Consider the following 19,448-nt stretch of genomic DNA (forward strand, 5'->3'; position numbering starts at 1 on the left):
CCTCGCCGTTAGGCGAGGGCTTTGAGGATGTAAGAAATCCCGATCAACGGGCGCGGGCCGTGCCCGTGCTTGTGTCCGCGTCCGTATCGACCAGACGCACCACATTCTTCGGCGTCGTGGCCGGGCCGCCGTGCTTGGACGAGAACTGAGCCCGCTGGCGGGACGGATCCATGGCGGCCACCAGGGCCTCCAGAACACCGTCGATCTGCGCCTTGGTATGCGAGGCATTGAGGAAGAAACGCAGCCGTGGCTTGTTCTTCGGTACGCCGATCTGAACGATCGGCGGCACGTAATAACCAGCACGCAGCAGGGCTCGCCCGGCGATCATCGTCTTTTCCGACGTGTCGAAGATGATCGGGATGACACCCTCGGCGATGGCATCGCCAATGTTGAGGCCCAGCGAACGGGCGCGCTCAGCGAAATAGCGGCTGTTCTCGCGCAGCTTATCGATGCGCCAGGGTTCGCGCGAAATGATGTCGAGGGCCTCGCGCACGGCTGCGGTGACCGACGGTGTCAGGCCGACGCTGTAGACGAAGCCGGGCAGGGTGAAGCGCAGCCAGTCGATGACGATCTGCTTGCCGCCGATGAAACCACCGCAGCTTACGAAGGCCTTGGACATGGTGCCGACGACGATATCGACATCGCTCATGTCGAGGCCGAAATGTTCGGTGATGCCCCGGCCGGTCTTGCCGAGCACGCCGATCGAGTGCGCCTCGTCAATCATCAACCAAGTGTTGTAGCGATTGCGCAGTTCGAGGAATTTCGGCAGGTCCGGCACGTCGCCGTCCATGCTGTAGAGCCCCTCGATGAGAATGAGCACACGGCGGAAATGGCTGCGCTTCTCTTTGAGGATCTCCTCGAGGCGTTCCATGTCGTTGTGCGGGAATTCGACGATGGTGGCACGCGACAGGCGGGTGCCCATGACCAGGCTGTTATGGGCCAGGTCGTCGACCAGGATCAGATCACCCTTGGTCAGCAGATGGCCGACGAGCGAGATATTGGTGCCGTAGCCGCTGACCATGGCGATCGTGTCGTCGACGCCGATGAAGGCGGCCAGATCGTATTCGAGAGCCCGGTGGCAGGTGCGCTCACCACCGACCAGGCGGGAGCCGCCGACGCCGACCCCAAATTCGTTGATCGACTGGATCGCCGCCTTGCGGATGCGTTCGTCCTCGGACAGGCCAAGATAGTCATAATTGGCGAACGTGGTCAGCTCGTCGCCACGCGCGCGAAAGTCGGACCGCAGACGGTCCAATGGGGCGAAATAGGGATGGTCGTATCCGATGACCGAAAATCCGGCCAGTTTCATGCGACGGCGGGCATATTCTTCCAGGTCGGAACTTACCGAATCCATATAGGGGTCTCTAGTTCGAGGCAGGATCAGCACGCATAGATACGAAAGCGAACCGAAATGCGGCTAATTCTCAAAACACTGATCGACTTAAACGTAACTCCCATATGTCGTCTACCGGACAACTCCTACGGTTGAAATCGTCTCGGGGCGCGCTTCCGCGGATGTCGCGCCAAAGGCCAGGATGAGCCTCAGGAGCGGCTGCTCGTCCAAGCCAATCGATATGATCGGACTATCAGCTTATCATATTGATAAATAATAAATTACTCAAGAACAATGACGCTCCTTTCGGGCGGCGGGCTGCTATGATCATACGTTCGCGCTGCCGGTCGCAGGGCACGAAAACGCGTCCGGCCGATGCGTCTCAACTTTTCTATAATCCGGTTGGGATCCGTGAACCTCGACGGTTCACGGCCTTTCGCGGGCCGACTCAGTGGCGCTAACTATATCGTTGAGCGATATAATTAGGAAACGAACTGGTTCGTGTAGAGCGTCTCCGGCTCGCCCGGATCGCCAATATTATTGGCCCGAAGAGCATCGACGCCGCTCTTCCAAAGCTTCGGCACGTTGCGCAGCAGGTTCTCCCGGCCCTCCGAGAGCCAGAGCCGGTCCGCCGTCACCTTTTCCACGGCGACCAGGGCTTCGACGTCGCGGATACCGGGGATTTCGAAATCCTTGGCCGCCCGTTCGAAGATCGGCCGCAGCGGCTGGGTCATGATCTCGTCCACCGAGGCGCGCATGGCGGTCATTGCCCGCTTGAGGACGTCGGGCCGGGCTTCAACGATCTGGCGGGTGCTGATGTAGCACTGGCCCGGCATCGGCGCGTAGCGGTCGGTCGACCAGGCGAGCACGTCTTCCTTCATCCGCTCCAGCGCCACGACCACCTGGATCGAGGCAATGAAACAGTCGATACGACCTTGTTTGATAAGCTGCAGGGCGCCAGGGCTGTTGCCCGAGACTTCACGCTTCACGTCGTCCTTCTTCAAGCCGGCTTTCGCGAGGATGAGATCGAGAAACACATCGGTCGTGCCTGAGACGGAGACGATGCCGACGGTCTTGCCCTTCAAATCCTCGGCCTTTTCGATCGGCTTCGATTTGAGGCTGATCATGTGAAAGGTCGAGCCCTGATACATGGTGGCGATCGAGACCAGCGGCACTTTCGTCGTCGCGATGGCGCGCATGATATCGATGCCGGAAGCGCGAATGAAATCGACCTGCCGGGTGATGAGCTGTTGGATCGGCTGCGCCGTGCCCTGGCCGCCGAGCAGTTTGGCGTCGAGCCCTTGTGCGGCGAAGTGACCGCCCGAAACCCCATTCATCAGCTCGATGAAATCGGGAATGAAACCGAACGGCGTCATGATGGTGAGAGATTCACGTGCTTGAGCGCGCACAATGGCCGGAAAGCTGGTCACGGCGGTGGCCGCGAGCGCTGCGGAAGCCTGGATCAATTGGCGACGATTGGTCATCTGATCTCCGGTGTGAATTCGCCGGCAATGGCGCTTTGACGTCCTATGGCAAGTTGTCCTAATCATAGGACAAGGTCAATCGCCTGGAGCCGGTTTAAATCGTGGAAGTTGATTGCGAAGTCATTGTCGTGGGGGGCGGACCGGTCGGATTGTGCACGGCTCTGCTGCTTGCCCGTTCCGGCATCACCGTGCGGGTTTTTGAGGCAGAAGCGCAGATCAATCAGGATCTGCGCGCGTCGACGTTTCATCCGCCGACGTTGGACATGCTTGAACAGCTCGACGTTACGAAAGAGCTTCTGGCGCAGGGCTTGATTTGTCCCGATTGGCAGATCCGCCTGCATCCGACAGGAGAACGAGCGGTCTTCGATCTGTCGGTCCTTGCACCTTACACGGGCCATCCTTATCGCCTGCAAGTTGAGCAATGGAAGCTGTCGCAGGTGCTGCTGGCAAAGCTATTGGCCGAGCCGAAGGCGAAAATCGAATTCGGCGCTCGCGTCGAAAATGTCGTTGATAACGGCGATCATGTCGACGTGCAGGTGATCACGGACAAAGGCAGCGAGAGCTTCCGCGCCCGTTTCGCCGTTGGCGCCGATGGTTCGCGCAGTCTCGTCCGTCGGACATTGGGTTTGAGTTTCGAGGGTGAAACCTATCCCGAGATCACCTTGCTGGTGACGACGCAGTTTCCGTTCGAGGATCATCTCGAAGGCCTGTCGAACGTCAGCTACTGCTGGAAGAAGGACGGGAATTTCAGTCTGCTCAAAGTGCCCGGCCGTTGGCGCGTTTCCATCTATCCGCGCGAGGATCTGCCGATTGAGGAACAGCTCGGCGACGAGCTCCTGCGCCAAAGCATGGACGACATTCTGCCGCGTGGCGATGCTTGGGAGTTGGGGGAGAAGCGGGACTATCGCGTTCATCAGCGCATCGTGCCGCGTTATTTCGGCGGCCGGTTGGCGCTCGCTGGCGATGCGGCCCATCTCAATTCGCCGTCCGGCGGTATGGGTTTGAATGGCGGCCTGCACGATGCCTTCGAACTGGTGCAGGCCTTGAAAGAGATGCTGCACAAGGGTGCGCCGCTCGAGCGTCTCGATCTCTATGATCGTCGGCGCCGGCCGATCGCGCGCGATCAGATTTTGGCTCAGGCCGATCGCAACCGTGCTCGCATGCGCGAGAAGGATCAGGATCGGCGCCTCGAAATGCTGCACGGTCTGCAGAAGATCGTCGCCGATCGCGAGCAGCTCCTCGATTATCTTCTTAAGTCGTCGATGATCGACAGCTTGCGCCAGTCAGCGGCCATCAACTGAAAGTATGCGGAGTAGGCCTATGAGCGTGGAATATGGTCCCAAGGGCGTCGTCGGTGTGTTGACGCCGCAAGCCAACACCACCGTTGAGCCGGAATATGCGATCCTGACTCCGCCGGGCTATGCCTTTCTCAACGCCCGTCTGCTCAGCCCGCAAAAGACGATCGAAGACCGGCTGGTCGATTACTTTGCTACTGTGCAGAATTATACGAACCAGTTCGCCAATGCGCCGATCGGCGCTCTCGCTGTCGCCACGACGGGCATGTCCTATCTGGTCGGCAAGGAAGCGGAAGATAAAAAGCTCGGCGACATGTCGGCGAAGCTCGGCATTCCGGTGATGACCGCCGCGACCTCCGTCTGCATGGCGCTCGATGCCTTGGGCGCCAAGCGCATCGGCTTGATCTCGCCTTATGACGGCAATCTCGATGCGGCGTCGACGCCTTATTGGGAGTCGCGCGGCTATACGGTGGCGGCTAAAACCAAGGCGTCCCAGGCGGCGGCGGGCGAGAACTTCCATCCCATCTACAGTCTGCCTTCGGGCGCGGCACAACAGGCGCTCGATGCGATCGCGGATGACTCTCTCGACGCCATCGTCATGCTCGGCACGGGCATGCCGACGCTGGGCCCCATTGCACGCACGCCGTTTCTCGGTCGCACGCCGGTGCTGTCCTGCATGTTCGCATTGATCTGGGCGAACATGGTGGCGCTCGATGGCCGCAAGCCGTCGGGCGACGATTTGCTGAAATGGCTTAACGGCATATGGTGGCGCGAGCGAATGAACGCGCCGGCGATCTAGAGCAAATTGCGTTTCGACAGAAACGCAATTTTGCCTAGAACCTTTGTTTTGACGCGTCTTTGTGGTGTTTGGCGATTCCGCCAAACTGCAAAACGCTCTAACCCTGTTTCGCCGGCTGCGCCCAAGGGCGCGTTTGGCTGTCGGCGGCGTTGAACGCCTTGATCTGCGCCGCATAGGACCGGGTCATGTCGACATCGTCCCAGCCGTTGAGCAATTGCTTCTTCCAGTCGGCGCGAATGGCAAAATCGAAGACGCGGTTGCCGGCGACGATTTGCTGGCGTTCGAGATCGACGCGGATGCCACGTCCTTCGACCACGCTTGGTTCGCTCAACAGAAGTTCGATGTCGGCTTCGCTCAGCACTGCCGGCAGCAGGCCGTTCTTGATCGAATTGGCGGCGAAGATGTCGCCGAAGCTTGGCGCGATGACGCAGGTGATGCCTTGATCCACCAGCACATAAACGCCAGCCTCGCGCGAGGAGCCACAGCCGAAATTCTTGCGCGCGACGACAATGCCGCAGGTGGCGTAGCGCGGGTCATTAAGCGGGAAGTCGTCCCGCAGTTTGCCGTCGCCGTCGCGGCGCAGATCGTGAAACAGAAACTGGCCATAACCCTTTGAACGCGGCGTCTGCATGAAGCGCGCCGGGATCAACTGATCGGTATCGACATTGGTGAGACCGAGCGGGCAGGCCGTGGCATCAAGCGTGGTGAACGGCTTCATGGCTGGCGCCCCTCCGTCAACAGCCTTGGATCGGTCAGGTGGCCAGTCACGGCAGCGGCCGCCACCATGGCGGGCGACATCAGATGGGTGCGGCTGCCTTTGCCCTGGCGACCTTTGAAATTACGGTTGGTGGTGGAGGCGCAGCGTTCGCCCGCCGGCACCACGTCGCCATTCATGCCGACGCACATGGAACAGCCGGGGCCGCCCCATTCGAGGCCGGCCGCAGTGAAGATGCGATCGAGCCCTTCTTCCTCCGCCTGCCGTTTGACCGTGCCCGAGCCCGGCGAGACGAGGCCAGGCACAATGGCATGACGGCCGGCGAGAATGGCGGCAGCGGCGCGCAAATCCTCTATCCGGCTGTTGGTGCAGGAGCCGATGAAAACCCGATCGATCGGAATTTCGGTGAGCGCCATGCCGGGTTTCAGATCCATATAGGCGAGCGCGTCACGCAGCGCTTCCGCTTTGGTCGGATCGGCTTCCGAAGCCGGATCGGGAATGCGTGCCGTGATGGCAGCCGCATGTTCCGGGCTCGTGCCCCAGGTCGCTGTCGGTGCGATCTCTTGCGCATCGAGCACGATCTCGCGATCGAAGACCGCTTCATCGTCGCTGGCAAGCTGACGCCAATCGGCGACAGCCGCGTCAAAAGCCTCCCCTTGCGGCGCATAGGGCCGGCCGCGCAGCCAGGCAAAGGTGGTCTCATCAGGCGCGATCAGACCCAGGCGTGAGCCGGATTCGATCGACATGTTGCACAGGGTTAGCCGCCCCTCGACCGACAAGCCGCGCACGGCGCTGCCGGCATATTCGATGGCGCAGCCCTGCGCATAGCCGGTGCCAATGCGAGAGATGATCGACAGCGCCATATCCTTCGCCGAAAGACCGGAGGCCAGCGCGCCGTCGATCCGCAGCCGCATGCGTTTCGGGCGCGATTGCCAGATAGTCTGGGTCATCAGCACATGCGCCACTTCGGACGCGCCGATGCCGAAGGCATAGGCACCTAGCGCGCCGTGGGTCGAGGTGTGGCTGTCGCCGCAGACGATCAGCAGGCCGGGCAGGGTGATGCCGAGTTCTGGTGCCACCACATGGGCGATGCCTTGCCGGGCATGGCCCTCGCCGAAACAGGTGATGCCATGTTGCGCTGCATTCTCCTGCAACTGCCGGATCATCCGGCGCGTATCGTCAGGCTGCACGGCGCCTGAGCGCGTCGGCACATAATGATCGGCCATGGCGAATGTCAGGTCCGGCCGGGCGACCTGCGCGCCGCGCGCATTCGTATAGCCGAAACCGTGATGGGAGCCTTCGTGGACGAAATGACGATCCACCCAAAGCAGGCAATCGCCGTCGTCGCGCTGGACGATGGTGTGGGCATCCCAGATTTTGTCGATAATGGTGCGGGGCGCGCGGCTTTTCATGGGGCTCCCTTAGCACGACATGGAGGACGCGGAAACGAGCTTCGCGCTAAGCTGTCAACGACTCGAAATTTCTATGTAGTTACTCCGAGGCGGACATTCCATGGCAACAGCATTCGCGGACCCGGCCAACACGGCTCTTTTGATCGTCGATTTGCAAAACGATTTTCTGCATCCAAAGGGAGCCTATGGCCGTGGCGGGCAGTCGTCGCCGGAAATTGCCGCCTTGCCGGCCCGCCTCGCGCCGCTCACTACCGCGCTGCGGGCGAAAGGCGGCGTCATTGCCGCCACCCAGTTTACCTTGGTGCCCGGGCGCGGTGGCGACCCAATCATCTCGCCGCATCTCAAGGCGATCCGTCCTTTCCTCGCCAAGGGCGATTTTCAGCCCGGCAGCTGGGGGCAGGCAGTCGTTGACGAACTGCAGCCCATCGATGTCTTGATCGAGAAGGTCGCCTATTCGGCCTTTTACATGACGCGGCTCGAATGGGTGCTGCGTAAGATCGGTATCGAACATCTCATCGTCGGCGGCATCGTCACCAATGGTGGCGTCGCCTCGACCGTGCGTGATGCCCATGTCCGCGACATTCCCGTCACCGTGCTGGCCGATGGCTGCGCGGCATTCTCACCGCAGGTGCACGAGGTGTCGATTGAGGCCTTGCGGCCGGTGGCCCAAATCGCCACGGTGAGCGAGGCCCTGGCCGCCTTTCAATCGTAACGCGCGATGATTTCGATCCCGACGCCCGATGATTTGCCCGCGATTTGAAGGATTCCAAAGCGCAACGCGCAGCTTGAACCAGGGCAGCGCCAAAGTTAGTCTTGCGGTCAAGGATAGGTCCGCACGGCGGACAATCTAGGGAGACGTCACGATGGCAAGAGTTGTTCTGGGAATCGGCATGTCGCACAGCCCGCTGCTGGCTCTGCCGGGCGAACGCTGGGTCGAGCGCGGCAACGACGATCGCGCCAACAAAGGCCTCAACACGATCGATGGCCGTTTCGTTGACTACAATACCGTCAATGCCACGGTGAAGGATCGCTATGCTGACGTCGCGGTCACCGAAACCTTTGTTCGTCAGGACAAGGAAGCGCAGGATGCGCTCGATCGGCTGGCCGATGATTTCGCCCGCATCAAACCAGATGTGGCGATTGTCGTCGGTGATGATCACTATGAACTGTTCTCACCAGCCAACATGCCGGCGATCGCCATCTACCATGGCAAGGAAATCCTCACCCATGAAGCCGACAAGCATGACGAAGGCCATTGGCGCAACACGGTCGCCGCTATGTATGCGATGGATGAAGTGCATTCCTATCCGGCGCATCCGGAGCTGGGTGAAAAGCTGATCGAGCAATTGATAGAGCGTGATTTCGACATTGGTTCGTCGGCGCGCGTCGACGATCCCAAGACCCTAGGGTTCGGTCATGCCTATGGTTTTGTCGCCGAGCGCATCTTCCGCGGACGGGAAGTGCCGATCGTGCCGGTCATGCTCAACACATATTTCCCGCCCAACGCACCGACGCCGCGCCGCTGCTATAACTTCGGCATGGCGCTGAAGGAGAGCTTGGAAGCCATTCCGATGGATCTGCGCGTCGCAGTCATCGGCTCGGGCGGCCTGTCGCATTTCATCGTCGAGGAAGAACTCGACCGGCAGATCCTAACTGCGCTGGAAAATCACGACGAGGACGTGCTGCGCAACATCCCCGTCAATGCGCTTAAGAGCGGTTCATCGGAAATCCGCTGCTGGATCGCCGCTGGCGGTGCCTTCCGGGGCCTCAAGCACCAATGGTCGGAATATGTGCCGGCCCGGCGGACGCCGGCGGGCACCGGCATCGGCCTGGGTTTTGCCGCTTGGTATAACGCCTAGAGTTTTTCGCCGTCTATCGGCCGAAATGATCGGCCGTCCAATGGCGAATGGTGCGCCCGGCTAGCTTTCGGCCGGGCGTTTCGCCGTCCTTGAGCGCGCGGCCGTGATGATCGCCGTGGAAACGCAGCTTCTCCTTGGTGCTTGACGGGATGGCTTTGAAGATGGCGTCGCCGTCGGCCGGAAACAGCGCATTGTCGGCGGTATATTCGATCTGCAGGCAGGGCTGCTCGATGGATTTCGCCGTCTCATAGACATTGGCGCGCGATGATAGGCCCGACCAGGTTGAGAGCCAGGCCTCGGGCGTGCAGAAGCGGGCAAAGCCCATCGCGCCGTAATTGGACGCGAACGGGTCCTTGCCCCAGAGCGATCCGACGACGCGTTCAGATGGATCGAGCGAAATATCCCAGCAGCGCAGCTCTGCGTCGGTGCGCCAAATGGTCATCACCTCGGAATGAGCGCCGCGCACACGGTCGGCCATCGTGCCGCCGTCCTTGGCGCGCTTGCGCGCCGCGAGCCGCTCTTCGATCAGGCCTTTCGCCGTTTCATCCAGTCGCTGCACGCGCGCACGCTGGGCGGCGCGGTAACGGGTCACGAATTCCGGCGCATAATGCGAGCCCTTCGGGCCGTCGCGATAGCCGTTCTCCGGATTGAGGAAATCCAGCGTCGGATCACTGCGCAAGGGATCGCGTTCGTCGACGACGGCCGGGTCGATGGCGTTCATCAGCAACATGCCCTGGCCCGGGTGAGGCGACACCAGGATAACGCCATCGGCCACGGGCATGGATAGATTGGCGAGCTTGACCGGCCGTCCGCCGGGGGTCTTCGCCAGGCGTTGGTCCGGCGCCAGCAGCGATTGTTGATTGTAGAAGGCATAGAGGCTCGAGCCGCCGGAATTACCGATCAAGATGATTTTCTTGAAGCCGCTCTCGCGCAGGAAATTCAAGCCGGCGGCGACGTCGATGAGAGCGACCTCATGTTCGAGCCGCAGATCGTTGCCGACCGAACGCGACGTCTGCGTCCAAACGTTGTAGCCGCCTTCCAGCAGTTCCGGCACCAGATAATGGGTCGCCAGGAATTCGCGCGGGTGCATGATGCACAACACCACGTCCGACTGACCGGCGCGGAACAGAAAGCCATTGATGGCAGCGCCATCGGCGGTGGCGAGCGGATGGACGCTGACGCTAGCTCCGGGCGGCAGATGCGGCATCGTCCAGCCGGCGTTGCGAAAGCCTGCGGTTTCTTGTTCTGACATGAGAGTCCCTCTACTTCTTTCTTACGGCTTGGCCGCAACCTTCTCGAAAATGTCGATGTCTTCACGCCATTGCGCGAGGAGGGCGGAGAGATTGCCTGCATCCTTGCCGTTCTCGCGCGCGGGGCGGATGGAGTTCACCGCCATCTCCGCCATGGTCTCGGCGATCTCATCGGCGCTCTTGCGGCCATCGCTCGAAAACCAGAAGGCCGACCAGTTGCACATGCCGAGCAGGGCCAGCGCTGCCATATGGGGATCGACCGGGCGGAATTCGCCTTTGGCGACCCCGGCTTCGATGATGCGGGCGAAAGCGGTGAGAATGCCGCGCTTGGCCGTATCCTGAACCGCTTTGGCCTTGTCGGAGAGATAGTTTTCCGTTCGCAGCAGCACACGGAATTCGAGCGGATGCTGCATGATCCAGCGCGCTTGCGCCATCACCATTTGCCGCAAGCTGGCCGTCGGCGAATTGCTGGATCGTGCCTCGATCTGCGCCGAGCGCTTCAAGGCGCCGATGGTGATATCCTCGACCAGCGAGGCCAGAATCTCGTCCTTGCTGCGGAAGTAATAATAAAGCGCCGGCCGGGTGACGCCGATCTCGTCGGCGATGTTCTGCAGGCTCGTGCCGGCAAAACCGTTGGCCGCGAACAGCCGCGAGGCGGCGGTCAGAATGGCCTGCCGCAGCAAGGCTTTGCTGGCAGGAACCGAGGCGGGAGCGGCAGGCTGGGCGTTGCGGGGCACGGCGGTCATCCTGTGTTGGTCCAGGGGAGCGATTTGACGCTATTGTAAAATAATCTTCGATGATGTAAAGAAGGATGTAAAGCCACCATTCAAGGAGGTCCGCATGTCCCTGTCCCTGCAATCGGCGCCGCGCCTGCATGGTGTCGATCACACCGCCCGTCCGACATGGAAATTGCGCGAGACCGTGCATTTCTATCGCGACATCCTGGGCCTGCCGCTGGTGCATGCCATCACCGCCAAGGGCTGGGGCCGCGAGAAGGAAGAACATGCCGACTTCCTGCATTTCTTCTTCGACAGCGGCAACGAAAGCACGATCGCCTTCTTCTACTACATCGGCACGCAGCAGCCGCCGGAACTGGTGGTGCCGCGCGGCTATATGGCCATGGCCAATCACACGGCCTGGCGTGTCGAAAGCGAAACGGAATTGCTGGCGTGGCAGAAGCGGTTGGAAGATCATGGCGTGCGCGTCAGCCAGTCGGTGACCCACGAGGTCATCGAGTCGATATATTTCCGCGATCCGAATTTCTACCCGCTGGAAATCGCGCGCACTCTGCGCGACGTCGAAACGCCCGATGCCGTCGATGCCGGTCTGACGATTGAAACGGCCATGCAGCTTGAGGACACCGGCCGCTGGAGCAATATCGAACAGCTCTGGCGCGCCAAGGCCGAGCACGTCATCGCTCATCAGGAGTTGCATCCGGCATGACCGGCTTCTTTGTTCTTGACGTGCCCGAGTTCGCGCCGCTCGTCGCAGCGGCGGGCCGTGCGCCCAACGTCACCGTGCATCCGGTGCGCGGTAGCTATCGCTTTGTCGAATTCGATGGCGCGCTCGACATTCGCCGCAGCGATACCGGCCTCAACGAAGCGGTCTGGTTCGGCTGCCTGACGGCGGGGTTGTGCGGCAAGATCGTCCGTTTCGATGCCGAACAATTGTCATTGATTGCGACCAATGAGCCGGTGTTGCCGCTCTGATGTTCTGTCATAATCGGCGAATCGAGGCGCCGAAGACAGGGTCAAGACGGTGGCAAGCGTTGGGGGAAGAGCGGGGGATTGGGCGCTGGTGGAGGCGATGGCCGACATCGCCTTGCAGGCCGGGATTTGTATCCTCGCCCACTACGAAAAGCCTGACACCGCGCACAAGGACGACGGCAGCCCGGTAACGCAAGCTGATGTCGAGGCGGAAGCGCTGATCGAGAAAGCGCTGGCGACCTTGCTGCCGGGTGTCCCGATCGCCGCCGAGGAGGCTTGTTCCGCCGGTCGTCTGCCGCGGGTGGATGGGGCGTTTCTCCTGGTCGATCCGCTTGACGGCACCAAGGATTTCATTGCCCGCAACGGCCAGTTCACCGTCAATATCGCGCTCATCGAAGCACGCATGCCGGTTCTGGGCGTGATCTTCGCGCCAGCGCTCGGGAAGATTTGGCTGGGCGCCGATAAGGCGGTTACGGCCGATGTACTGGCCGGAGCCAAGCTGGCGCAAGCGCGCCACCGTCGTGACATCAAGGCGCGCCAACGACCGGCTAAAGGGCTGGTGGCCATGGCCAGCCGGTCGCATATGAACGCGGAGACGGAACGGCTGTTGAGTGCTCTGCCGATCGCCGAGCGCCGGCCGGTCGGTTCCTCGCTTAAATTCTGCGAGATCGCCGAAGGCTTGGCTGATGTCTATGTCCGCGCCGGGCGCACCATGGAATGGGATACGGCGGCGGGACATGCGATCCTACGCGCCGCCGGTGGTGACGTGCGCGAACCCGACGGTGCAGTCTTTCTCTATGGCAAGCGCGACGCCAAATTCGCCAATGGTGATTTCATCGCCGCAGGCGATACCAGCATCTGGGATTGATCAGGCGGCGCGTTTGCAACGTTTCATAGGAAGTGCCCGCAACAAGGGCATTCTTGCCTTGGCTCCGGCGCGGCGCGAGTATCGACAGGGCAGAGGGGGCGCCAGACAGATGAGGTTGAGCGGCGCATGAAACGACGGGCCAGTGAAACGTCCATCGAGGACGAGGAGATCGACCTGTCCTACAATGTCGGCCATCTGCTGCGTCGCGCCCAGCAGCGGACGGCGGCGATCTATGTGGAAGAGATCGGCCGCGAAATGTCCTCGCCGCAGTTCTCGCTTCTGCTGGCGATTTTGCAGGAACCTGGCTGCGCGCAGATCGATTTCGTGCAGAAGGTCGGGATCGACCGCAGCACCTTGAGCGCCATGGTCGATCGTCTGGTCAAGCGCGGCATGCTCACCCGCGAGCGCGCGCATCATGACCAGCGTGTCGATGCCTTGTTCATTACGCCGAAAGGTACGGCCACCGTCCGCCGGGCGCTTCCCGGCGCCTACAACGTGCATCGCCGGGTCATGCAGCTTCTGCCGGCTGACCTCAGAGCCGGGTTCATCAAGGCTCTGACCGTCCTATCCGAACAGCCGGCGGAGCCGTCCAAGCCGAAACCGCGGCGGCGGAAGACCGACGCGGCCGGCGAGGACGATGCCGAGTAAACGCGATTATCTGCGCTTCATGCCGACCAGATTCGCGATCTCGGTCACCTGATCGATCTGCTGCTGGATGGAGGCCGCGAAGGCCCGGGCGCCGCCTGGATTGACGGCCTGGCCGGTCGCCACCAGTTTCGCTGCGATGGCCGGATCCTTGATCACATCCACCACTTCATTGCCGATCCGCTCGCGCAGTTCGAGCGGCATCATCTTCGGACCCAAGAGACCGACCAGACCTTCCATCTCCAGCGAGGGCACGCCGGCTTCGCGCGCCGTCGGCAGATCCGGCGCGCCGGAGAAGCGATCGCGGCCGGCAACCGCCAGCGGACGCACGGTCTTGCCCTCGATGCCCGGTTGCAGGATGGCATAGGCGGCCATCATCATCTGCAGGCGGCCGACGGACAGATCGTTGACCCCTTCGACGATGTTGCGATACGGCACTTTCGTCACCGACACGTCTTCCTTCTTGACGAAGCCGTCGAAGACCAGCTCGGTGATGCCCGGGACCAGTGCCACGTTGAACTTGCCGGGCGCGGCCTTCATCTGGGCGACCATCTCTTTCAGGCTGGTGATCTTCGACTCCGCCGGCACGCCGATGGCCAGGATCGTATTGGTGACCTGCGCGATGGGCAGCATGTCGGCTTTGAAATCGTAGGGCAGCTTGTCGTACTGGAACGGATGCACCGTGAACGAACCGGTGGACGCGTACATCAGCACGTGATCGTCATTGGCGCTCATGAAAGCGCTGATCGCCACCAGGCCATCGCCGCCGGGCCGGTTCTCGATGATGACCGGCTTGCCCCAGCGCTGTTGCAGTCGCTCTGCCACCAATCGGGCGCTGATGTCAGCGCCAGCGCCGCCGCCGAAGGGAACGATGAATTTGACCGCGCGCTGCGGCCAGGCGGCTGGTTGGGCAGCCGCCGGCAGGAAGCCCATGGCGGCAAAGCCGACCAGGCTGGCGGCGAAGGCAAAGACGCGTTTCGTCAGGCGCGCGGATGACATGTTTCCTCCCTCGTTATGATGCGGTGGTTCTTCCACCTGCGACGATGATTACTAGAGCAAATCACGTTTCGGTAGAAACGTGATTTTGCTTAGATCCTCTTATTTGGATGCGTCTTGTGAAACGCTACCGGGGCAGGGCACCCGTCAATCGCGCTTCATCCCGCATCGCAACATCACGAACAATCGAGACTCTTGAAGCAAATGTGATCGTGGAGGGGCGCCCTGGATGGGCCTTGCCCAACCCCTTGCCTTGACTGTGCCCAGGGCTTGGAACACCCTGCGACAACCCGTCGCGCACCTGTTCGGCGGGAAAGATTCTCAAACAAAAACTGCGCCGTGACCGTTTTGATGACAATTTAAACAACTAACAAAAGCGGCTGGGGACGGCGATAAAAGGTGAAGCGTGAAGCCTACCGAAATCACGGATCCCGCCTACTTTCACAAGGTCGTCGATTGCCAATGGGCCTGTCCAGCCCACACGCCAGTCCCCGAATATATTCGGTTGATTGCCGCAGGCCGTTACTCCGACGCCTATATGATCAACTGGAAGTCGAACGTCTTCCCCGGCATTTTGGGACGCACCTGCGACCGGCCCTGCGAGCCGGCCTGCCGCCGCGGCCGTGTCGAGGAAGAGCCGGTCGCCATCTGCCGGCTCAAGCGCGTCGCCGCCGACTATAAAAGCGACGTGCGCGGGCTGATGCCCCAGCCAGCGAAGAAGAATGGCAAGCGCATCGCCTGCATCGGCGCCGGCCCAGCATCGCTGACGGTGGCGCGCGATCTCGCGCCGCTCGGCTATGACGTGACGGTCTTCGATCAGGATCCGAAGGCCGGCGGTTTCATGCGCACGCAGATCCCGAAATTCCGTCTGCCGGAAACGGTGATCGACGAGGAGGTCGGCTATGTGCTCGATCTCGGCGTCACCTTCCGCCACAAGCGGATCGACAGCCTTAAGGCGATCCTGGACGAGGGCTATGACGCCGTTTTCGTCGGCACCGGCGCGCCGCGCGGGCGCGATCTCGACGTGCCGGGCCGCCAGGAGGCTGCCGCCAATATCCATATCGGCATCGACTGGCTGTCGAGTGTTTCCTTTGGCCATATCGACAAGATCGGCAAGCGGGTCATCGTGCTCGGTGGCGGCAACACGGCCATGGACTGCTGCCGCTCGTCCCGTCGTCTCGGCGGCGAGGATGTGAAGGTCGTCGTGCGCTCGGGCTTCGAGGAGATGAAAGCCTCGCCCTGGGAGAAGGAGGATGCCATGCATGAAGGCATCCCCATCATGAACTATCTGGTGCCGAAAGCCTTCAACCATGCGGGCGGCCGGCTCACCGGCGTCGTCTTTGAAAAGGTGAAGGCGGTGCGCGATGCCAAGGGCCGGCGCGATCTGGTGGCGACCGGCGAGCCGGACATGGTGATCGAGTGCGATGACGTACTGATGGCTGTGGGGCAGGAGAATGCCTTCCCCTGGATCGAAAAGGACATCGGCATTGCTTTCGATCACTGGGGCATGCCAGTGGTCGATCCCGTCACCTATCAATCGACGGTGAAAGGCCTGTTCTTCGGTGGTGATGCGGCGTTCGGCCCGAAGAACATCATCACCGCCGTCGCCCATGGCCATGAGGCGGCGGTGTCGATCGACAAGATGCTCCATGACGAGGACATCGAGCAGCGGCCGTCGCCGCTGACCAATCTCGTCAGTCAGAAAATGGGCATCCATGAGTGGAGCTATGACAACGCGGTCGCTAACGACCTGCGCTACAAAGTGCCGCTGAAGGATGCCGAGATTGCGCTGAAGGACATTCGCACCGAGGTCGAACTTGGCTTCGATGTGAAACTTGGCTTTGCCGAAGCTCAGCGCTGCCTCAATTGCGACGCGCAGACGGTGTTCACCGACAAGCTCTGCATTGAGTGCGATGCCTGCGTCGATATTTGTCCGATGGACTGCATCACCTTCACCACCAATGGTGAGGAAGGCGAGCTTCGCCACTGGCTCAACGCGCCGGCGCCCAATACGTCGCAGGATCTCTACGTCTCCGGTTCGCTTAAGACCCATCGTGTGATGGTGAAGGACGAAGACGTCTGTCTGCATTGTGGCCTATGCGCCGAGCGCTGCCCCACCGGCGCGTGGGATATGCAGAAATTCTATCTTGAAATGACACACGCAGGGCCATCATGCCGATCCAGAGCGTAAACGATTTCGTCGTCCGTTTTGCCAACGTCAACGGTTCGGGATCGGCAAGCGCCAACCAGCTCTTTGCCCGTTCCATCATCCGCATGGGTGTGCCGGTCACGCCGCGCAACATCTTCCCTTCCAACATCCAGGGGCTGCCGACCTGGTATGAGGTTCGGGTCAGCGAAGCCGGTAATCTCGGCGCACGCGGCGGCACCGATCTGCTCGTCGCGATGAACCCGCAGACCTGGGCCGACGATATCGCCGGCATCGAACCGGGCGGCTATATTTTCTATGATTCCTCGCGGCCGATCCCGAAGTCGCAATTCCGCGACGACCTCACCATCATCGGTGTGCCCCTCACGGAAATCTGCAACAAGCGCTACACGGACGCGCGCCAGCGCCAATTATTCAAGAACATCGTTTATGTCGGCGCACTGGCGGCTTTGCTCGATATCGATTTCGCCGAGGTCGAGAAGCTGATCGACGAACAGTTCAAGGGCAAGGAAAAGCTGATCGCGCCCAATCATGAGGCCCTGCATCTGGGCCGAGATTACGCGCTGGCGCATTTCGAATGCCCGATCGGCTTGCGGGTGCGCCGGGCGGACAATGTAGGCGATCGCATTTTCGTGGAAGGCAATCAGGCGGCGGCGCTTGGCGCGGTCTATGGCGGCGCCAGTGTGTGCGCCTGGTATCCCATCACGCCCTCGACCTCTTTGGCCGAGTTCTTCATGGGCTATTGCAAGCGGCTGCGCGTCGATAAGGATACCGGCCAGAACAAATTCGCCATCGTCCAGGCCGAGGATGAGCTTGCCTCCATCGGCATGGTGGTGGGCGCGGGCTGGAACGGCGCGCGCGCCTTTACCGCTACGTCCGGTCCCGGCATTTCGCTGATGCAGGAATTTTTGGGGTTGGCCTATTTCGCCGAAATCCCTGTCGTCCTGTTCGACGTGCAGCGTGGCGGGCCTTCGACAGGCATTCCGACGCGCACGCAGCAATCGGACGTCTTATCCTGCGCCTATGCCTCCCATGGCGACACCAAGCACGTGTTGCTGTTCCCCGAAGACCCCTATGAGGCCTTCGAATTCGGCGCTCTTGCCTTCGATCTCTCCGATCGATTGCAGACGCCGATCTTCGTCATGCTCGATCTCGATATCGGCTCCAACCATCGCTTGTGCGCGCCGTTCAAATGGGACGACAAACGCCAGCTCGATCGCGGCAAGGTGATGACCGCGCAGGAGCTGGAAGCCGGCAAGGAATTCGGCCGTTATCTCGATGTCGATGGCGACGGCATTCCTTATCGCACCTTGCCCGGCACCCATCCCAAGCGCGGCGCCTACTTCACGCGCGGCACCACCAAGGATCGCTATGCGCGCTATTCGGAAGAGGGACCAGATTATATCGACAATATGGAGCGACTGGCCAAAAAGTTCGACACGGCGAAAGGGCTCGTGCCGGCGCCCGTAGCGCGGCCGGCCAGCCGCAAGACGGATCTCGGCGTCATTTATTATGGCTCCACAGCGCCAGCGATGAATGAGGCGGCCGCCATGCTGGCGGCGCGCGGCATCCATCTCGATCTTCTGCGCGTGCGCGGTTTCCCGTTCTCGCGCGAGGTGACCGACTTTATCGCCGCCCATGAACGCGTCTTCGTGGTCGAGCAGAACAAGGATGGGCAATTGCGCACCTTGCTCCTGGTCGAATGCGGCATCGATCCGGCGCAGCTCATGCCCATCGTGCATTACGACGGCAATCCGATCACCGCCCGCTTCATCGACAAGGCGATCGGCGAAGCCGTCAATCAGATCAAGGAGAGGGCGATCCCGTGACCTATCTGCCCAAGCCGAAATTTCATCATCCCGATATCGAGACCAATTCGCTGGGCTTCACCCATCGCGATTATGAAGGGCCGATTTCGACACTCTGCGCTGGTTGCGGCCATGACTCGATCTCTGGTGCGATCATCAAGGCCTGTTTCGAACTCGCCATCGAGCCGCACCGGGTTGCCAAGCTCTCAGGCATCGGCTGTTCGTCGAAGACGCCGACCTATTTTCTTGGCCAGTCGCATGGCTTCAACACCGTGCACGGGCGCATGCCCTCGGTGCTCACCGGCGCCAATATGGCGAATCGTGAATTGCTTTATCTTGGCGTGTCGGGCGACGGTGACAGCGCCTCCATCGGCTTCGGCCAGTTCGCCCACGCCATCAGGCGCGGCGTCAACATGGTCTATATCGTCGAGAACAATGGCGTTTACGGCCTCACCAAAGGCCAGTTCTCGGCGACCTCCGACAAGGGTTCGAAGAGCAAAAAGGGTGTCGCCAATACGGATTCGCCGATCGATCTCGTCGCGATGGCGCTGCAGCTAGGTGCGACTTTCGTGGCGCGCTCTTTCTCCGGTGACAAGGGCCAGCTCGTACCGCTGATCAAGGCGGCCATCGAACATAAGGGCGCGGCCTTCATCGATTGCATCTCGCCCTGTGTTGCCTTCAACAATCACGACGGCTCGACCAAGAGTTTCGACTATGTGCGCGCTCATAATGCGGCGCTCAACACGCTCGATTTCATCACCGGCCAGGCGCCGATCACTGCCGATTATGCGCCGGGCACGGTGGAAGAGGTGAAACTGCACGACGGCTCGACGATCAAGCTGCACAAGCTTGCCGCGGACCACGACGTGCGCGACCGGGGCGCTGCCATCAACGCGCTGCACCGGGTGCAGTCGCGCGGCGAGATCGCCACTGGTCTCATCTTCCTCGACGACGAGCCGGATGATCTGCACGCCAATCTCAACACGGTATTGAAGCCGTTGAACCGCCTGAACGATGCCGATCTGGTGCCGGGCAGCGCGGCACTGGACAAGATCAACGCGGGGCTGCGATAGCAGATTCCGCCGGTTGGGGGCTGGCTTCCATCTTTTAG

18 protein-coding genes are annotated in these 19,448 nt (G+C 61.2%); 11 read left to right on the plus strand and 7 right to left on the minus strand.

Translation table 11 applies throughout. The features are described 5' to 3' along the window. Nucleotides 1-43: 43 nt before the first annotated feature. Both OIM99_RS11100 and OIM99_RS11105 read right to left on the minus strand, forming a co-directional pair. A complete protein-coding gene (locus OIM99_RS11100) occupies nucleotides 44-1,354 on the minus strand; it encodes an aminotransferase class I/II-fold pyridoxal phosphate-dependent enzyme (protein WP_311850473.1) in 1,311 nt (436 codons plus the stop codon). Between the two features lie 461 nt (nucleotides 1,355-1,815). Further along, the gene (locus tag OIM99_RS11105) at nucleotides 1,816-2,817 is read right to left on the minus strand and encodes an ABC transporter substrate-binding protein (protein WP_311850474.1); all 1,002 of its coding nucleotides are present in this window, start codon (nucleotides 2,815-2,817) and stop codon (nucleotides 1,816-1,818) included. A gap of 101 nt (nucleotides 2,818-2,918) precedes the next feature. Here OIM99_RS11105 and OIM99_RS11110 point away from each other — a divergent pair, with 101 nt between their 5' ends. Together OIM99_RS11110 and OIM99_RS11115 are read left to right on the plus strand one after the other, a co-directional pair. Continuing rightward, entirely contained in the window at nucleotides 2,919-4,118 is a 1,200-nt protein-coding gene (locus OIM99_RS11110; RefSeq protein ID WP_311850475.1) for an NAD(P)/FAD-dependent oxidoreductase, read from the plus strand. A 19-nt stretch (nucleotides 4,119-4,137) separates the two neighbouring features. Continuing rightward, nucleotides 4,138-4,911 carry a hypothetical protein gene (locus OIM99_RS11115; RefSeq protein ID WP_311850476.1) on the plus strand — a complete coding sequence of 258 codons (774 nt, stop codon included), beginning with the start codon at nucleotides 4,138-4,140 and terminating at the stop codon, nucleotides 4,909-4,911. Nucleotides 4,912-5,008: 97 nt separating this feature from the next. Here the strand turns inward: OIM99_RS11115 and leuD are convergent, their stop codons facing one another. Both leuD and leuC read right to left on the minus strand, forming a co-directional pair. Further along, entirely contained in the window at nucleotides 5,009-5,629 is a 621-nt protein-coding gene (leuD, locus tag OIM99_RS11120) for a 3-isopropylmalate dehydratase small subunit (RefSeq protein WP_311850477.1), read from the minus strand. Continuing rightward, nucleotides 5,626-7,038 carry a 3-isopropylmalate dehydratase large subunit gene (gene leuC / locus OIM99_RS11125; RefSeq protein ID WP_311850478.1) on the minus strand — a complete coding sequence of 471 codons (1,413 nt, stop codon included), beginning with the start codon at nucleotides 7,036-7,038 and terminating at the stop codon, nucleotides 5,626-5,628. The genes leuD and leuC overlap by 4 nt, the downstream gene beginning before the upstream one ends. Before the next feature lie 100 nt (nucleotides 7,039-7,138). Between leuC and OIM99_RS11130 the strand changes: the two genes are divergently transcribed. Together OIM99_RS11130 and OIM99_RS11135 are read left to right on the plus strand one after the other, a co-directional pair. Continuing rightward, nucleotides 7,139-7,750: an isochorismatase family cysteine hydrolase gene (locus tag OIM99_RS11130; protein WP_311850479.1), complete on the plus strand. Its 612-nt coding sequence runs from the start codon at nucleotides 7,139-7,141 to the stop codon at nucleotides 7,748-7,750. Between the two features lie 151 nt (nucleotides 7,751-7,901). Further along, entirely contained in the window at nucleotides 7,902-8,897 is a 996-nt protein-coding gene (locus OIM99_RS11135; protein WP_311850480.1) for an extradiol ring-cleavage dioxygenase, read from the plus strand. Nucleotides 8,898-8,910: 13 nt separating this feature from the next. Here OIM99_RS11135 and OIM99_RS11140 read toward each other — a convergent pair whose 3' ends face one another. Further along, a complete protein-coding gene (locus OIM99_RS11140) occupies nucleotides 8,911-10,149 on the minus strand; it encodes a hypothetical protein (protein WP_311850481.1) in 1,239 nt (412 codons plus the stop codon). Between the two features lie 21 nt (nucleotides 10,150-10,170). After that, the gene (locus OIM99_RS11145) at nucleotides 10,171-10,893 is read right to left on the minus strand and encodes a TetR/AcrR family transcriptional regulator (protein ID WP_311850482.1); all 723 of its coding nucleotides are present in this window, start codon (nucleotides 10,891-10,893) and stop codon (nucleotides 10,171-10,173) included. Nucleotides 10,894-10,987: 94 nt separating this feature from the next. Here OIM99_RS11145 and OIM99_RS11150 point away from each other — a divergent pair, with 94 nt between their 5' ends. The 4 genes from OIM99_RS11150 to OIM99_RS11165 all read left to right on the plus strand — a co-directional run bounded on the left by OIM99_RS11150 (nucleotide 10,988) and on the right by OIM99_RS11165 (nucleotide 13,369). Then, a complete protein-coding gene (locus OIM99_RS11150) occupies nucleotides 10,988-11,590 on the plus strand; it encodes a VOC family protein (RefSeq protein WP_311850483.1) in 603 nt (200 codons plus the stop codon). Continuing rightward, entirely contained in the window at nucleotides 11,587-11,856 is a 270-nt protein-coding gene (locus tag OIM99_RS11155; RefSeq protein WP_311850484.1) for a hypothetical protein, read from the plus strand. The genes OIM99_RS11150 and OIM99_RS11155 overlap by 4 nt, the downstream gene beginning before the upstream one ends. A gap of 97 nt (nucleotides 11,857-11,953) precedes the next feature. Then, nucleotides 11,954-12,721 (plus strand): 3'(2'),5'-bisphosphate nucleotidase CysQ, encoded by a 768-nt coding sequence (gene cysQ, locus OIM99_RS11160; protein ID WP_311850485.1) that lies wholly within the window; start codon nucleotides 11,954-11,956, stop codon nucleotides 12,719-12,721. Between the two features lie 126 nt (nucleotides 12,722-12,847). Next, nucleotides 12,848-13,369, plus strand: a complete 522-nt coding sequence (locus OIM99_RS11165; RefSeq protein WP_311850486.1) for a MarR family transcriptional regulator — start codon at nucleotides 12,848-12,850, stop codon at nucleotides 13,367-13,369. Between the two features lie 6 nt (nucleotides 13,370-13,375). Here OIM99_RS11165 and OIM99_RS11170 read toward each other — a convergent pair whose 3' ends face one another. Then, nucleotides 13,376-14,365: a tripartite tricarboxylate transporter substrate binding protein gene (locus tag OIM99_RS11170; RefSeq protein ID WP_311850487.1), complete on the minus strand. Its 990-nt coding sequence runs from the start codon at nucleotides 14,363-14,365 to the stop codon at nucleotides 13,376-13,378. Between the two features lie 403 nt (nucleotides 14,366-14,768). On the opposite strand from OIM99_RS11170, the gene OIM99_RS11175 reads away from it, so the two are divergent. From OIM99_RS11175 to OIM99_RS11185, 3 genes are read left to right on the plus strand one after another with little or no spacing between them, the layout of a single operon-like run. Further along, nucleotides 14,769-16,553: an FAD-dependent oxidoreductase gene (locus tag OIM99_RS11175; protein ID WP_311850488.1), complete on the plus strand. Its 1,785-nt coding sequence runs from the start codon at nucleotides 14,769-14,771 to the stop codon at nucleotides 16,551-16,553. After that, nucleotides 16,535-18,358: a 2-oxoacid:acceptor oxidoreductase subunit alpha gene (locus tag OIM99_RS11180; RefSeq protein ID WP_311850489.1), complete on the plus strand. Its 1,824-nt coding sequence runs from the start codon at nucleotides 16,535-16,537 to the stop codon at nucleotides 18,356-18,358. The genes OIM99_RS11175 and OIM99_RS11180 overlap by 19 nt, the downstream gene beginning before the upstream one ends. Then, nucleotides 18,355-19,410 (plus strand): 2-oxoacid:ferredoxin oxidoreductase subunit beta, encoded by a 1,056-nt coding sequence (locus OIM99_RS11185; RefSeq protein ID WP_311850490.1) that lies wholly within the window; start codon nucleotides 18,355-18,357, stop codon nucleotides 19,408-19,410. The genes OIM99_RS11180 and OIM99_RS11185 overlap by 4 nt, the downstream gene beginning before the upstream one ends. The last annotated feature ends 38 nt before the right edge of the window (nucleotides 19,411-19,448 follow it).

This window comes from Methylocella sp. CPCC 101449, assembly GCF_031921685.1.
In the GTDB taxonomy this organism is placed as follows: domain Bacteria; phylum Pseudomonadota; class Alphaproteobacteria; order Rhizobiales; family Beijerinckiaceae; genus Terripilifer.